This is a genomic window from Sphingobium sp., from assembly GCA_035196065.1.
Classification (GTDB): Bacteria; Pseudomonadota; Alphaproteobacteria; order Sphingomonadales; family Sphingomonadaceae; genus Sphingorhabdus_B; species Sphingorhabdus_B rara.
In genome coordinates, this window is sequence record CP136575.1 from 2,725,071 (window position 1) to 2,739,264 (window position 14,194).

Consider the following 14,194-nt stretch of genomic DNA (forward strand, 5'->3'; position numbering starts at 1 on the left):
CCAAGCGCTTTTTTGTGTCAGGCGTTGCGCAGATACCAGTCATAATCGAGCCGGGGAACTTCGCTGAAATAGCGGTCCTGTTCGACACGTTTAACGATAGAATACATGTCGACGAAACGCTCACCCAGATAGTCGCGCATCACCTTTGACCCATGGAAACGATCAACCGCCGCAAACCAGTTGCTCGGCGGCTTGTCATCCCCAGAAGAGTCGCGATCATAACCATTGCCGACGACGGCCGGACCGGGATCGGACTTGTTCGTCATGCCGTGATGCATCCCTGCCAGAACCGCCGCGACGGCCAGATAGGGGTTTGCGTCGGCCCCGCAGGCGCGATGCTCCACATGGCGGGTTTTGGGTGCGCCGGCAGGTATGCGGAATGATACCGTTCGGTTATTGACGCCCCAGGTCGGAGCCACGGGCGCATAGCTGTTGGCCTTGAACCGGCGATAGCTGTTGGCATTGGGCGCAAAGATGGCAAAACTATCCCCCACATTGGCGATCATCCCGCCAATGGCATGGCGCAGTTCGGGCGAGCCTTCGGGGTCTTCGCTGGCGAAGATGTTGTTGCCAGCGGCATCGTTGACCGAAACATGGATGTGCATGCCGCTGCCTGCCTGGTCGGCAAAGGGTTTGGCCATGAAAGTCGCCTCCAACCCATGGCGCTGGGCGGTCGCCTTCACCAGTCGCTTGTACATGATCGCATCGTCACAAGCGCGCAGCACGTCGGGCTTGTAGCAAAGCGTCAGTTCAAATTGCCCGGGTGCAAATTCGGAAATCGCGCTTTCCAGCGGCAGCCCCTGAACATCGGTAAAGGCGTATAGATCGTCGAAAAAGGGACGGAAATCTTCCAGCTCGCGCAGTCCATAAACCTCGACATTGCGCGGGCGATCATTGCTGTAGCCTGGAGCAGCCGGGCGAACACTGCCGTCACGCGCACGCTTCGGATCAACAAGGTAAAACTCCAGTTCGACGGCAACCGCGGGGGTCAGACCGTCGGCGGCAAAACGATCGGTGACCAGGCCCAGCACATGGCGCGGGTCAAGATCGTGGGGCGTTCCGTCTAGTTCATAGAAATCGACAAGGAATTGCGCGCTCCCTTCCCCCGCCCATGGCGTGGGCACAAGCGTGCCCGGAATCGGCTTCATCGACCGGTCGGCATCGCCGTCTTCCCAGACAAGGCCGGTTTCCACCGTGTCCTGTCCGGTAATGTCCACAACCGTAATCGATCCCGGGAACATGCGGCCCGTTTCATAAACAGCGAGCACTTCATGCTGACGCAACCGTTTACCGCGCGGCACCCCACCCATGTCGGTATAGATCATGTCGATCGCATCGATATGCGGATGGGTCGCAAAAAAGGCTTCGGCTTCGCTCTTCGGCGCAATGACTGCCGAGGATTTGGCACGCTGTATCAAGATAACTACTCCAGTAACTCGCCGACGGCTTCGTTCAGGACAAGGACCAGCCGGTCGACCTGCCCCTCCTGCGTCACGGGCGACAGCAACATCATATTGTGGAACGGCGCAAGCAAAATGCCGCGATTGGCCAGATAGAGATGAATTGCCGCTTCCAGCTTCGGGTGCATAGCCGCCCGCGCCTCATTGCCATTTATCGGCGGCCTTTCGGCACAGACAAACTCAACACGTGCACCGATATTCGTCACATGCCAAGGCAGTTGGTGCGCCGCGATCACGCCTGCAATCCCGTTCACCAACCGCTGCGCAAGCAGAAGCATATGGCCATAAGCATCATGGCTGATCACCTTGCCGACCATGGCGTGCATCGCGCTGATCGCGAGGGCATTGGCCGAAAGCGTCGTGCCGATACCGCTGTGTCCTGCAGGACGGCTGGCATTCACCTGAGCCATGCGCCCCGCAATTTCATCACTGAAGCCATAGACCGCGCAGGGCACCCCGCCACCAATCGACTTGCCGATCACCATCATGTCAGGCTTGGGGCCGAATGCGTTACTGTGTCCGCCATAGCCAGAGGAAATGGTGTGGGTTTCATCAAAGACGAGGATTGTGCCGGTTTCGCTGCACAATTGGCGTAGCGTTTCGAGATAGCCCGGTGCGTCACGCACCATACCGACATTGGTCATCACTGGTTCTGCCAGCACGCAGGCAATGTCACCGCAGCGCAATTCGCGCTCCAATGCGACGACATCATTGAACTCGATCACGCTCGTCGTCGGCAGGATATCATGAACCTGCCCGATCAGGCTGGCGCGAATCCTAGGTTCCCAACCTGCAGCATGCGCGCGCAGATCGACAAACACATCATCGACCGCACCATGATAACAGCCATTGAAGATCAGTATCTTCTTTCGGCCAGTCATCCCGCGGCACCAACGAATGACCGCGCGATTGGCTTCGCTGGCAGTTGTGGTCACCTGCCAGCGTGGCAGGCCGAACATCGCGCTGAGCATTTCGCCCAATTCGACGCCTTTTTCGGTGGGCAGCATATAGCTAAGCCCCTCACCTGCCTGCATGGCGAGCGCCTCGGCAAGCGGGGCAGGCGAATGGCCGAACATGCTGGCAGTATCGCCGAGGCAGAAGTCGTCGAGTGTACGGCCATCAACCGTGGTCAGCGTTGCGTCCTTGGCCCCGGCGGCAACCAACGGCACCGGACTGGGCCAATCGAGCATCCAATGAAACGGCACGCCCTGAAACCAATTGGTGGCGGCGCGCTTTGCCAGTCCAAGCGATTTGGGATTGGCAGTGCGAAAAGCCTGCGCCTCGCGCGCGGCGATCCTTTCTATGGCTGCTTCGCTGATCATAGCCGGTCTCTTAGCGCGTACCAGAGCAACCCCAAAGTCGCGAGTGGCTGGGCGAACAGCTTACCGCCTGGAAAAGGCCGGTGCGGCAGTTTTGCAAAGACGTCAAACCGGTCCATCGTCCCCGTCACCGCCTCTGCCAGCAATTCGCCAGCGAGTGTCGTCACCAGCGCGCCATGTCCGGAAAAACCATGGGCAAAGAAGACATTTCCTTTGCGTCCGATATGCGGCAGCCGGTTCATCGTTACCCCGACTGCACCGCCCCAAGCATAGTCGATGGATGCATCGGCGAGAGAAGGAAAGACCTCAATTATATGTTTCCGCACGAATGCGGCGATGTCAGCGGGCGGCGCTTGCACATATTTCTCCCCGCCGCCGAAGATCAGCCGCTTGTCGGCGGACAGGCGGAAATAGTTAAGCACGAAACGGCTGTCGGCGACAGCGGCATCGCTGGGTAGATAATCCTGCCAATTGGTCAGTGGCGCAGTGGCGATGTTATAGTTCATGATCGGGATGGTGTAGCGGCCCAATGCAGGATCAAGATCTTGCATCCAGTTGTCGGTCGCCATGATCGTATAGCGTGCATTGGCATCGCCGAGCCAGAATGGGCTATGTTCGAATATCTCGACACCCGCATCCTTCGCCACCCGCGCCAATCCCAGCGCATAATTCAGCGGATGGAAATGCCCCCCTTGCGCGTCATAAATCCCGCCATGATAGCCGCCGCCGTTGATATGGCGCCCTATATCCTTGGGCTGCACAATCTCACTTTCCCAGTCAAATTCCTTTGCCAGAAATTCCGCATCGCGCTGCATCATATCGAAATGGGCTGGTTTGTAAGCCGCTTCCAGATGCCCAGCCTTCAAGTCGCATTGAATGTCATGCTTGGCGATCCGGCCTTTCACCTTTTCTACCGCACCATAAGCCAGATCGAAGATTGCCTGCGCGCGTTCGCGGCCAAACTCCTCGTCAATCTCGCGCATCGACCAGCGCAGGCCAGGGATCAGCTGCCCGCCATTGCGGCCTGACGCGCCGAAACCGATTGTCTTGGCCTCCACCAACGCGACCTTCAGTCCCTTTTCCGCGCAGGCCAATGCAGCAGACAACCCCGTAAACCCACCGCCGATGACCGCGACATCATATTCACCCTCACCTGCAAATGCAGGCTGTGTATCCCACGCATTGGCGGTGGCGGCGTAATAGCTGTTGTTGAGCGGGTCGGGCATCACACCCGCAGCAGCAAATGCTCGCGTTCCCAACTGCTGACCACCGACTGGTAATTGAACAGCTCATGATCTTTCACGGCATAGTAAATGTCGAAAAACTCCTCGCCCAAAAGGTTGCGTACCGGCTTACAACTGGAGAAGCGGTCGAGCGCCGCCTCCAGCGTCCGCGGCAGGGTACGGGCACGGTTATAGGCGCTGCCTTCGATGGGTTTAGGTGGGACCATGCGATCGACCATGCCGACATAGCCGCACACGAGCGATGCTGCGATCGCCAGATAGGGGTTGGAATCCGCCCCTGGCAGCCGGTTTTCAACGCGGCGATTGCTGCGGTCAGACACGGGCACACGAAAACCGCAGCTGCGGTTGTCGACGCCCCATTGCACGTTGATTGGCGCCGCGCTGTCGGGTCGCATACGACGGAAGCTGTTGACATTGGGAGCCCAGAGCGGGGCAATTTGCGGCATGTAGCGGGTAAGACCGGCGACATAACTGCGGAACAGAGCACTGTCGCGGCCATTGGCATTGGCGAACAAATTTTTGCCGGTTGCCGCATCGACCACCGACTGGTGGATGTGCATCGCGCTTCCCGGCTGGCCCGCCATCGGGTTGGCCATGAAGGTCGCATAGACGCCATGCTGGCGTGCGACATTGCGGACGACCCGTTTGAACAGAAACACCGAATCGGCGAGTTGCAGCGGGTCGCCATGAATGAAGTTCACCTCCAACTGCGCGGCACCCATTTCGTGGATCATCGTATCGATATCGAGCCCCATCAACTCGCAATCGTCATAGATATGGTCGATGATCGCCTCATATTCGTTCATCGCTTCCAGGCCGTAAGGCTGGCTGGCGGTTTCGGCCCGGCCGCTCGACCCCGTCGGCGGAACAAGCGGAAAGTCGGGGTCGACATTCTGGCTAACCAGATAAAATTCAACCTCTGGCGCAATGATCGGTTTCCAGCCTTTCGCTTCATAAAGGCTGAGCACTTTTTTGAGGATGGCGCGCGGGGCGATTTCAACAGGTGTACAATCGCCATGCAGCGCATCTGCGATCACGAACGCGGTCGGTGATTTGAAGCCGGGCGCGACGCAGATCGTATCGAGATCTGCAATCAATGTCTTGTCGGGATCCTTGTCCCAGATATCGGCAATGTCTTCGGGATAATGTCCATCGATCGTGCAGATGAAAACGCTTCCCGGAATGCGCAGCGATTTGTCCCGCACTGATGACAGAAACTTCTTGGCGGGCAATACCTTGCCGCGCTGCACCCCGTTAATGTCGGGTACGATACATTCGACTTCGTCGATGTTATGCTCGGCAAGCCAGCTCGCCAGATTAACAGCCATTGTTTTTCACCGGTTTAGGGCCGGAATTGGTCCGCTCATATAAGGACATGCCGGGCTTGATCCGTCAAGCCCGGCATGTCGAATGGATAGTCCGGCGCGCGGCCGGAACCTGATCAGAACGTATAGCTGATCGAGAAAATCGCGCCGGCTTTGCCGAGTCCGCCGACGAAGCGGTTGGTATCGACATAGGAGGCACCAAGTGTGAAGCCCGAAACCTGAGCCGTCATGCCGAGCGACCAGTCGAGCTTTTTATCGCCAAACGCGCCATCTTCAAATCCGAGCGAGCCGGTGAAGGTAATCGGCGAATCCGGAACGGCGACCGAAGCGGTAGAGCCAACATAGACATTGTCTGTGTTGCCAGTGCCATCCTGGCTGGGTGCATAAGCAAAGATGCCGCCTAATGTCACAGGGCCGACAGTCGTGCCAACCTTGCCAATGATTTCAGCATAATTGGCCGAAGAAAGGCCCGGATAGGCATAATAAGTGACGCCCAGATCATAGGTGACCGCATCACCGCCTGCGAAACCGGCATAGAGGTCAACCTCAAGGTCATCGCCCGCATTATCGGCAATGTTGGAGCCCCAGGCACCGACATAGAAACCCGATTCATGGCTGATGGTGATGGTCGGCTGGAACGCGAAATCCTTGTCCGAAAGCGATACGCCGCGGAAGCGATAGTCGGAAACCACTGCTACGCCGCCGGTTACGCTGATCGGCCCTTCAGCCGCTTCTTCTTCCTGAGCAAAAGCAGGTGCAGCTACTGACAGGCTGCCCATTACTGCGCATGCTGCCGCAAGCTTGAGAATCGATTTACGCATGATTTTTTGACCTTTCTTCACGTTAACTCGCTGACAGCCGGCGCGATGGCCAGTGCCCCAAAATTTGCTGTTCGTTCCCGCGAGTTCTGCCAGCTAGCTCTTTATTTTTTTGATGCTGCCAACAGTGTGCAGGTGCACAAAATCATCAAAGCGCAGCGGTGACAAGCAATTTTGTGACAGCTTGGCTGTCGTTTTTTAAACCTGTGACAATATGAACACAGTTGCCGCGATGGCACCGCCCAGACGGCCAGTTTCCGTGACGCGCAGAAATGATCCGTCCGCCACCCTTTCGATGCCATTCACAGCCAATCTCAATGACTAGACGCATCTCCGGCAACGCGTCGCCGCACAAGACAGGTAACAGCAGGGAATGGAAGGTTGCCGGAAACACAATCTTCGACGGCACGCATTGTCTTTGGTTTAGCAATGCGGAAAAGCATGGCGCCAATGTTTCGGCCCTTATGCCTACGCCCTCGGGTGGCACATACCCTGAGGTTCCAATCCTGCGGTCATCCTAATAACCGCGGCGGTACCGTCCGGTTTACGACTTCGCGCAACGCAAAGGCGGTTTCGATCCGGGCGACACGCGGCAGGCGGGCAATTTCCTGTCGGTGGACATGTTCATAATCCTCGATAGAGGTCGCCCGCACAGTGAGCAGATAATCATTACGTCCGCTCATCAAATGGCAACGAAGGATGGACGGGCTACCGCTGACCGCCGCTTCGAACGCTTCCATCGCTTCTTCGCTTTGGCTGTCGAGCGTGATTGTCACCATTACTGTCGCACCCATGCCAAGCCGCGTCAGGTTGATGTCAGCCCGGTAGCCCCGCAATATGCCTGCATCCTCAAGCGCCTTTTGCCGGCGGGCTGCAGCGCTTGGTGAGAGCCCGGCAGCCTCGCCTAGTTCATGCTGGGTCGCACGGCCATTTGCGACCAGCATGGCCAAAATCTTCCGGTCGATCCGATCGATTTGCACAAAATCCTCATCCATAAACAAAACTACGCGGAATATCTGCGCCAATCACGGCATCAAGTCCACCCTTTGCGCACAATATGCGCCTTGTGCATGCTAAATTCGGCCCAACATTGGAAGAGGAGAGTATCTGATGCGCATTGGCGTCCCAACCGAAATCAAGGTCCATGAATATCGGGTCGGGCTCACCCCCTCCGCCGTGCGCGAATATGTTGCCCGGGGCCATGAGGTGATGGTTCAGTCCGGTGCCGGCGCGGGCATCATGGCCGGCGACGAAGCCTATGAAAAGGCAGGGGCGACGATTGTGAAAACCGCCGAGGAAGTTTTCGCTAAAGCCGACATGGTTGTGAAGGTAAAGGAGCCCCAGCCCAATGAGTGGGTCCAGTTGCGCGAAGGGCAGCTGCTATTCACCTATCTGCACCTCGCGCCCGATCCGGAGCAGGCCAAGGGACTGGTCAACTCGGGTTGCACCGCAATTGCCTATGAAACCGTGACCGATGACAAGGGCACCCTGCCACTGCTCGCCCCGATGAGCGAAGTCGCGGGCCGCCTTGCGATCGAGGCTGCAGGCGAAGCGATGCGCCGGTCCGAAGGCGGCGCGGGCATCCTGTTGGGCGGAGTTCCCGGCGTTCCGGCCGGCCGTGTTACCGTATTAGGCGGCGGCGTTGTCGGCACCCATGCAGCGCGCATGGCCGTTGGCCTTGGGGCCGAAGTCACGATTGTCGACCGGTCGATTCCGCGTCTGCGCCAACTTGATGAACTGTTCCATGGCCGCGTGCGCACCCGTTACTCGACACTTGATACCATTGATGCAGAAATCAGCGTCGCTGACGCGGTAATCGGTGCGGTACTGATCCCGGGTGCAAGCGCGCCAAAGCTCGTCACCCGCGCGATGCTGAAGCACATGAAACCCGGATCGGTGCTGGTCGATGTCGCAATTGATCAGGGCGGCTGCTTTGAAACGTCAAAGCCCACAACCCATGCAGAGCCGACCTATGTTGTCGATGGTATCATCCATTATTGCGTCGCCAATATGCCCGGCGCGGTCCCGCAGACCAGCGCCGCTGCCCTGAATAACGCAACATTGCCTTATGGCTTGGCGTTGGCCGACAAAGGCCTTGCTGCATTGCAGAACAATAGCGAAATCGGGCGAGGTCTGATCGCTGGCCTAAACGTCCACAAGGGCAAGGTTACCAGCAAGGCGGTTGCCGAAAGTCTCAACCTGACATTCGTTGAACCGGAAGTCGCGCTCGCCAGCTAAATCGGCGGTGCATTTACGAAGCGATCCGCCTGCAATTTCCCGGGCGGATCGCCAATCTGTGTGCGGGAAGCGGATACAGCTTTCGGCAAGGTAAAATTTGCTCTACCGTTGGCCGTCTTATTCATATAATACAGTGCATCGATGTTCTTTCGGCGATCAAAGTCCAACACCACACCTGATATCGACGCGCGGCTCGCGGCATTTGACCGCGCATATGCCGGAATGTTTCCCAACGAGCCCAAGCCGTGGGAAGCACCGGCAACGCCGCCACTTAATGAATCTTCGCCGGGCGAAACTACCAAAGGCTGGCTATTGGGAAGAACACGCCGCTGGTGGTTCAGCCGTGCGAGCGCAGCGATATTGTTGCTGTTCATCCTCATCATCTTCTGGCTCGCGATCACCGCGCCCCTGTCAAAGTCTCTGCAGCCTATTGCCCCTCCGCGCATAACATTGCTCGCATGGGACGGGACGCCGATCGCACGCAATGGCGCGGTTGTGGATCGGCCGGTCAAGGTACAGGATCTTCCGCCGCATGTCGTGCAGGCTTTCCTTTCGATCGAGGACCGCCGTTTTTACACGCATTGGGGCATCGACCCGCGCAGCATCGCGCGCGCTATCTGGAGCAACACATTCGGCAGCGGAATCCAGCAGGGCGGCAGCACGATCACCCAGCAATTGGCGAAGTTCACTTTTCTGACGCCCGAAAAAAGCCTGACGCGCAAGGCGCGCGAGGCGTTAATTGCATTCTGGCTCGAAGGCTGGCTGACCAAGGACGAAATCCTCGAACGTTATCTCTCCAACGCCTATTTTGGTGACAATGTTTACGGGTTGCGCGCCGCGTCGCTCCACTATTTCTATCGCCAACCGGAACGGTTGACGCTGTCGCAGGCAGCGATGCTGGCTGGGTTGGTGCAGGCACCCAACCGCCTTGCCCCGACGCGCAACCCCCAACGCGCGGCCAAGCGGGCAAAAATGGTTTTGAACGCAATGGTCGCGACGGGCGCAATCACTGAAGCCAAGGCGGATGCGACACCTATCGCGAAGATTGACGTGCGCTATAAGGAAACGCTGCCCACCGGTACCTATTTTGCAGACTGGGCCATGCCGCAGGCACGCCTTAATGCCGAAAATGGCTATGCTGACCAGGTGATCCGCACCACGCTGGATTCGCGGATGCAGAATATTGCCCGCCGCGTGATCGCCCGTGCGCCGCTCGGCAAGGCGCAGGTGGCACTAGTGGCGATGCGTCCCAATGGTGAAGTCGTCGCGATGGTCGGCGGCAAAAGCTATAAGGAATCGCCGTTCAACCGGGCGACACAGGCAAAGCGCCAGCCCGGATCGACCTTCAAGCTGTTCGTCTATATGACCGCGCTGAACAGCGGCTATTCGCCCAACAGCAAGGTCGATGACAGCCCGATCGTCGATGGCGCCTATCGTCCGAAAAATTACGGAGAGCGTTATCGCGGCGAGATCAGTCTGAAACAGGCCTTTGCACAATCGAGCAATGTCGTCACCGTGCGCCTGTATGACGAGCTTGGCTATAATGCGATCGCACGCACCGCCCGCGATCTGGGTGTGGAAAGCCCGCTAACCCGCGATGCCAGCATGGCGCTGGGCAGTTCTGACATGACGCTACTTGAACTCACCAGCGCCTATGCCGCTGTCGCCGGAAACGCCTATCCGGTGAAGCCGCGCGCCTTTGTTGCCGAAGAGCAAGGCTGGTTTGGTTGGCTAATGTCGGGGGAACGCAGTTTCCGAGGGTCCACGCATCGCGCCATGCTTGATATGCTGGCCGCGACGGTCGATCAGGGAACGGGCCGTGCCGCACGGCTTTCCGTCCCAGCCTTTGGCAAGACCGGCACCAGCCAGGATTACAGGGACGCATTGTTTATCGGTTTTGCCGGCGACCTTGTCGTGGGCGTGTGGGTCGGCAATGACGACAACGCCCCGCTCAAAAATGTTACGGGCGGCGGATTGCCTGCACGAATATGGCGCGATTTCATGAGCCAGGCGGTCAAGGGCGCAGGTCCGCGGCCAAAGCCCAAAGCTGTACCGGCGCGCGATCCAGAAGGCCCTGTTGAACCGCTCGACCTGCCGGAAATTCCCGAGATACCGGTGGATATCAACGTGCCGCAGGTGCGGGTCGATCCGGAAAAAGGCGTTACCGTTAGCGGCCAATTGGAAGGGATGCCTATTGACCTGACCATAGGCCGTGACGGGGTTGACCTGCGCCAACGCGAAGAACGGCAGCCACGCCCCTGATCCACGCCGATTGCCAAGCCCTCAAAACTATGGTCGAAAGGCAGCGGGGGCGGTGTGCGGGAGATTCTCACGTGCGGCAATTGTTATGCGCGCTGCTATTCCTAGTTCTAGCAAGCCTTGCCCCTGCCCAGGTCCAGGCCGACCCCGCCGATATAGCCGCCGCCAGCCGCAGCGTCGTTCGGGTTGTTGTGTTCGCGGCAAATGGCGACAATGTGCCGATCGGCCATGGCTCAGGCATCGTTGTTGCGCCCGACCGCATCCTGACAAACGCGCATGTTGTTGCCGAAGAGGAATATGATGGCGCAATCCGCGTCATGGTCATCCCGTCGGAAACTGGTGGGCCGATAGCGGCAGAGGTGATCGCCCGATCTCCGCGCAATGACCTTGCACTGATTGCCCTTCGCAATGGACGACGCCTGACACCGGCAGCGCTGTTCACCGGTCCGGTGCCGGACGGCGTCGACGTATTTGCCATCGGCTATCCGGGCGGCGTGGACGTCGCACAAGGCCTTGATTTAGATGATGTGATGCGGCCGCAGGCACCGGTTAAAACGCGCGGCAATATCTCCGCCGGCCGTTCCGCCAAAGGGTTTGAAACCCTACTCCACACCGCTGCCATCGGCAGCGGAAACAGCGGTGGTCCTTTGGTCGATGCCTGTGGACGCGTGTTGGGCGTGAACAGTTTTGGTACCATATCTGATGGCAGCGATGCCGAATTTTTCTTCGCCATTGCGCAGCGCGAGGTCGCTACCTTCCTGCGTTCCAACGGCGTCGCTTATCGCAGCGTCGATGCCGAATGCCTTTCGCGCGCAGATATGACCCGCGCCGAAGCAGAGCGGGCCGCCGCAGAAAAGGCGCGGATCGAAGAGGAAAACCGGCGTGCAGATGCGGCGAGGAGCCGCAGCTTTACCGAGGCGCGCCGCCAGGCCGAATATGACATCATCGAAACCCGCGACAACCGATCGATGCTGACGGTGGTGCTGATCTTTATCGCATTGGGCGCTGCCGGAAGCGCCTGGCAACTATTAGAGCGCGAACGGCGCGATCAGGCGAAACTGGCTGGCGGTGCTGCGGCGTTGTTCATCATTGCTGGGCTCATTGCATGGTTCACCCGGCCCAGCTTTTCGGAAGTTGACGAGATCACCCGCGCGGCATTAGCCGAAACGGCAGACCCGGCTGCACCTGCAAAGGCCGCAACAGCAGGCAAGCTGACCTGCGTGATCGACCGGAGTCGCAGCCGCATCACCGTTTCCGATACCGTCGACGTACCTTTCGATTGGCGCCCGGACGGCTGCGTCAACGGCCGCACCCAATATGCGGAAAAGGATGGCATCTGGACCCGCACCTTTGTGCCCGGTCAGGAAGCGCAAGTTTCAGTGGTCGGGTTCAACCCTGCAACCAGCACATATCGCGTCGAACGCCATCTGCTGGGTGAGGAAGCGATGCAGCAGGCGCGGGCAGCGCGAAACCAATATGATGTGAAAAGCTGCTCGATCGATCCCGCTGCGCTGGAAAAGGTAGTGGCGATGAACGAAGCCGTACACGCCTTGTTGCCGCAACAGGCGAATGAAGTTCTTGTCTATCAGTGTGAATGAAACGCGGCGGCACGATGATGAAAGGCTTTCCACGCCGCGCCTTCCCCGCTAACCCGCGATTCACTTATGGCCGACAATTCTCCGCTCGAAAACTTCAAGCAGGTGCTCACCGGCACCGCGCGCGCCATTGCGCATGAGCCGGAGGTGGAAATCGCCTTTACGGCAGATGCCCCCACCCAATCGGGCAAGAATTTCCGCGTGCCGATGCCGGGGCGGTCGCTTCCCCCCGAACAGGTCGCCGAGGCGCGCGGTTTTGCAGACAGTTTTGCACTTCGCCTGAAACATCATGATGCAGGGCGCCATGCGGCACTCCGTCCGCATGAGCCAATCGCAGGTGCGGCCTTTGATGCGATCGAGACGGCACGGATCGAAGCGCTGGGCGCGCGCGCCATGGCAGGCGTAAAGGGCAATCTGGCCCATTCACTCGAAATGCGGCTGCGCACGGACCCCATCAGCCGGGCTCAGGCCGCCGATGAAGTCCCCTTGTCAACTGCTCTGGCATTGCTGGTGCGCGAACGGCTGACCGGAGAGTCCGTGCCTGCCATTGCCGTTCCCGGGGTGGATCTTGTGCGCAGCTGGATCGAGGATAAGGCTGGCGGCGACCTTGACGCGCTTGGCCTGGCGCTCGATGACCAGTCGGCCTTTGCTGCGCTTACGCAGTCAATGCTGGAACATCTTGACCTGACCCAGGGCGAGATCGAACCCAATGACGCCGATGAAGGGGGCGACGAGGCCGAGCAGGAACAGGAACAGGACGGCGAGAGCGAAGACGAAGGTCAGGGCGAAGCCGGCCAGGCCGAGGCGCGGGCCGAACCGCAAGAGGGTGAAGGCGAGGAAACCGAAGCCGATTACGACCAGTCGCAAATGGACGACATGGAGGATGGCGACGGCGAGATGGGCGAAGACGGGATGCAGCCTGTCAACCCGCAGCGCCGCAATTGGGATCACCTGCCACAGTCCGACTATAAAAGCTGGACGAACAAATATGACGAGGTTGTCGGCGCGACCGAATTGGCCGACGAGGAAGAACTCAATCGTCTGCGGGCCTATCTCGATCAGCAACTGGCCGGCCTGCAGGGCGCTGTCACCCGGCTAGCCAACCGCCTCCAGCGCCGCCTGATGGCGCAACAAAACCGCAGTTGGGATTTCGATCAGGAAGAAGGCATATTGGACGCCGCGCGGCTCGCCCGCATCGTCGTCTCACCCGGCCATTCGCTGAGCTACAAGATTGAGCGCGAAACCAAGTTCCGCGATACCGTCGTCACGCTGCTGATCGACAATTCAGGCTCTATGCGCGGCCGCCCGATCAGCATCGCGGCAATCAGCGCCGACATCATGGCGCGCACGCTTGAACGTTGCGGTGTGAAGACTGAGATCCTCGGCTTTACCACCCGTGCCTGGAAGGGCGGACAAGCGCGTGAGGATTGGCTGGCCGCAGGCCGCCCCGCCATGCCCGGCCGCCTCAACGACCTGCGTCACATCGTCTACAAAAAAGCTGACGAGCCATGGCGCCATGCGCGCCGCAACCTTGGCCTGATGATGCGTGAAGGCCTGCTGAAGGAAAATATCGACGGAGAGGCCCTGCTCTGGGCGCATAACCGCCTGATCGCCCGCCCAGAGGATCGCCGCATTTTGATGGTGATTTCCGACGGTGCGCCGGTCGATGATTCGACGCTTTCGGTCAACCATGGCGGCTATCTGGAACAGCATCTGCGCAAGGTGATCGAGATGATCGAAGGTCGCAGCCCGGTGCAACTGATCGCGATCGGCATTGGTCATGATGTCACCCGCTATTACCGCCGCGCGGTCACCATCATGGATGCCGAGCAGTTGGGTGGCACGATGATGGAGCAATTGGCTAGCCTGTTCGACGAGGAATAGCTTGCAATCCGCCCTCAGATGATCGAATTTAATCGCGCGATTAAATCGGGAG

At 59.0% G+C, this 14,194-nt stretch carries 11 protein-coding genes; 4 read left to right on the forward strand and 7 right to left on the reverse strand.

All coding sequences use genetic code 11. The annotated features are described in order from the left end of the window. Positions 1–17: 17 nt before the first annotated feature. From RSE16_13145 to RSE16_13170, 6 genes are all read right to left on the reverse strand, one after another. Entirely contained in the window at positions 18–1,418 is a 1,401-nt protein-coding gene (locus RSE16_13145; GenBank protein ID WRH75637.1) for a glutamine synthetase family protein, read from the reverse strand. A 5-nt stretch (positions 1,419–1,423) separates the two neighbouring features. Further along, entirely contained in the window at positions 1,424–2,782 is a 1,359-nt protein-coding gene (locus RSE16_13150) for an aspartate aminotransferase family protein (protein WRH75638.1), read from the reverse strand. After that, positions 2,779–4,005 (reverse strand): FAD-binding oxidoreductase, encoded by a 1,227-nt coding sequence (locus RSE16_13155; GenBank protein ID WRH75639.1) that lies wholly within the window; start codon positions 4,003–4,005, stop codon positions 2,779–2,781. The genes RSE16_13150 and RSE16_13155 overlap by 4 nt, the downstream gene beginning before the upstream one ends. Beyond that, the gene (locus RSE16_13160; GenBank protein ID WRH75640.1) at positions 4,005–5,351 is read right to left on the reverse strand and encodes a glutamine synthetase family protein; all 1,347 of its coding nucleotides are present in this window, start codon (positions 5,349–5,351) and stop codon (positions 4,005–4,007) included. The genes RSE16_13155 and RSE16_13160 overlap by 1 nt, the downstream gene beginning before the upstream one ends. A 113-nt stretch (positions 5,352–5,464) precedes the next feature. Beyond that, on the reverse strand, positions 5,465–6,169 hold the full coding sequence (locus RSE16_13165; GenBank protein ID WRH75641.1) for a TorF family putative porin: 705 nt from the start codon (positions 6,167–6,169) through the stop codon (positions 5,465–5,467). A gap of 509 nt (positions 6,170–6,678) precedes the next feature. Further along, positions 6,679–7,161, reverse strand: a complete 483-nt coding sequence (locus RSE16_13170; GenBank protein WRH75642.1) for an Lrp/AsnC family transcriptional regulator — start codon at positions 7,159–7,161, stop codon at positions 6,679–6,681. Positions 7,162–7,276: 115 nt separating this feature from the next. Between RSE16_13170 and ald the strand changes: the two genes are divergently transcribed. Then, on the forward strand, positions 7,277–8,404 hold the full coding sequence (ald, locus tag RSE16_13175) for an alanine dehydrogenase (GenBank protein WRH75643.1): 1,128 nt from the start codon (positions 7,277–7,279) through the stop codon (positions 8,402–8,404). Here the strand turns inward: ald and RSE16_13180 are convergent. Further along, complete coding sequence (locus tag RSE16_13180) at positions 8,401–8,778, reverse strand: hypothetical protein (GenBank protein WRH75644.1); 378 nt, start codon at positions 8,776–8,778, stop codon at positions 8,401–8,403. The genes ald and RSE16_13180 overlap by 4 nt on opposite strands. Here RSE16_13180 and RSE16_13185 point away from each other — a divergent pair. From RSE16_13185 to cobT, 3 genes are all read left to right on the forward strand, one after another. Then, positions 8,768–10,666 (forward strand): PBP1A family penicillin-binding protein, encoded by a 1,899-nt coding sequence (locus tag RSE16_13185; protein WRH75645.1) that lies wholly within the window; start codon positions 8,768–8,770, stop codon positions 10,664–10,666. The two genes, RSE16_13180 and RSE16_13185, sit on opposite strands and share 11 nt — an antisense overlap. Positions 10,667–10,737: 71 nt before the next feature. Further along, on the forward strand, positions 10,738–12,261 hold the full coding sequence (locus tag RSE16_13190) for a serine protease (protein ID WRH75646.1): 1,524 nt from the start codon (positions 10,738–10,740) through the stop codon (positions 12,259–12,261). Between the two features lie 66 nt (positions 12,262–12,327). Beyond that, positions 12,328–14,142: a cobaltochelatase subunit CobT gene (cobT, locus tag RSE16_13195; GenBank protein WRH75647.1), complete on the forward strand. Its 1,815-nt coding sequence runs from the start codon at positions 12,328–12,330 to the stop codon at positions 14,140–14,142. Positions 14,143–14,194 lie beyond the last annotated feature (52 nt).

Coding starts and splice junctions, on each gene's coding strand:
- RSE16_13150 (WRH75638.1), bottom strand. CDS start 2,782: ATGATCAGCGAAGCAGCCATAGAAAGGATCGCCGCGCGCGAGGCGCAG.
- RSE16_13155 (WRH75639.1), bottom strand. CDS start 4,005: ATGCCCGACCCGCTCAACAACAGCTATTACGCCGCCACCGCCAATGCG.
- RSE16_13160 (WRH75640.1), bottom strand. CDS start 5,351: ATGGCTGTTAATCTGGCGAGCTGGCTTGCCGAGCATAACATCGACGAA.
- RSE16_13165 (WRH75641.1), bottom strand. CDS start 6,169: ATGCGTAAATCGATTCTCAAGCTTGCGGCAGCATGCGCAGTAATGGGC.
- RSE16_13170 (WRH75642.1), bottom strand. CDS start 7,161: ATGGATGAGGATTTTGTGCAAATCGATCGGATCGACCGGAAGATTTTG.
- ald (WRH75643.1), top strand. CDS start 7,277: ATGCGCATTGGCGTCCCAACCGAAATCAAGGTCCATGAATATCGGGTC.
- RSE16_13180 (WRH75644.1), bottom strand. CDS start 8,778: ATGAACAGCAACAATATCGCTGCGCTCGCACGGCTGAACCACCAGCGG.
- cobT (WRH75647.1), top strand. CDS start 12,328: ATGGCCGACAATTCTCCGCTCGAAAACTTCAAGCAGGTGCTCACCGGC.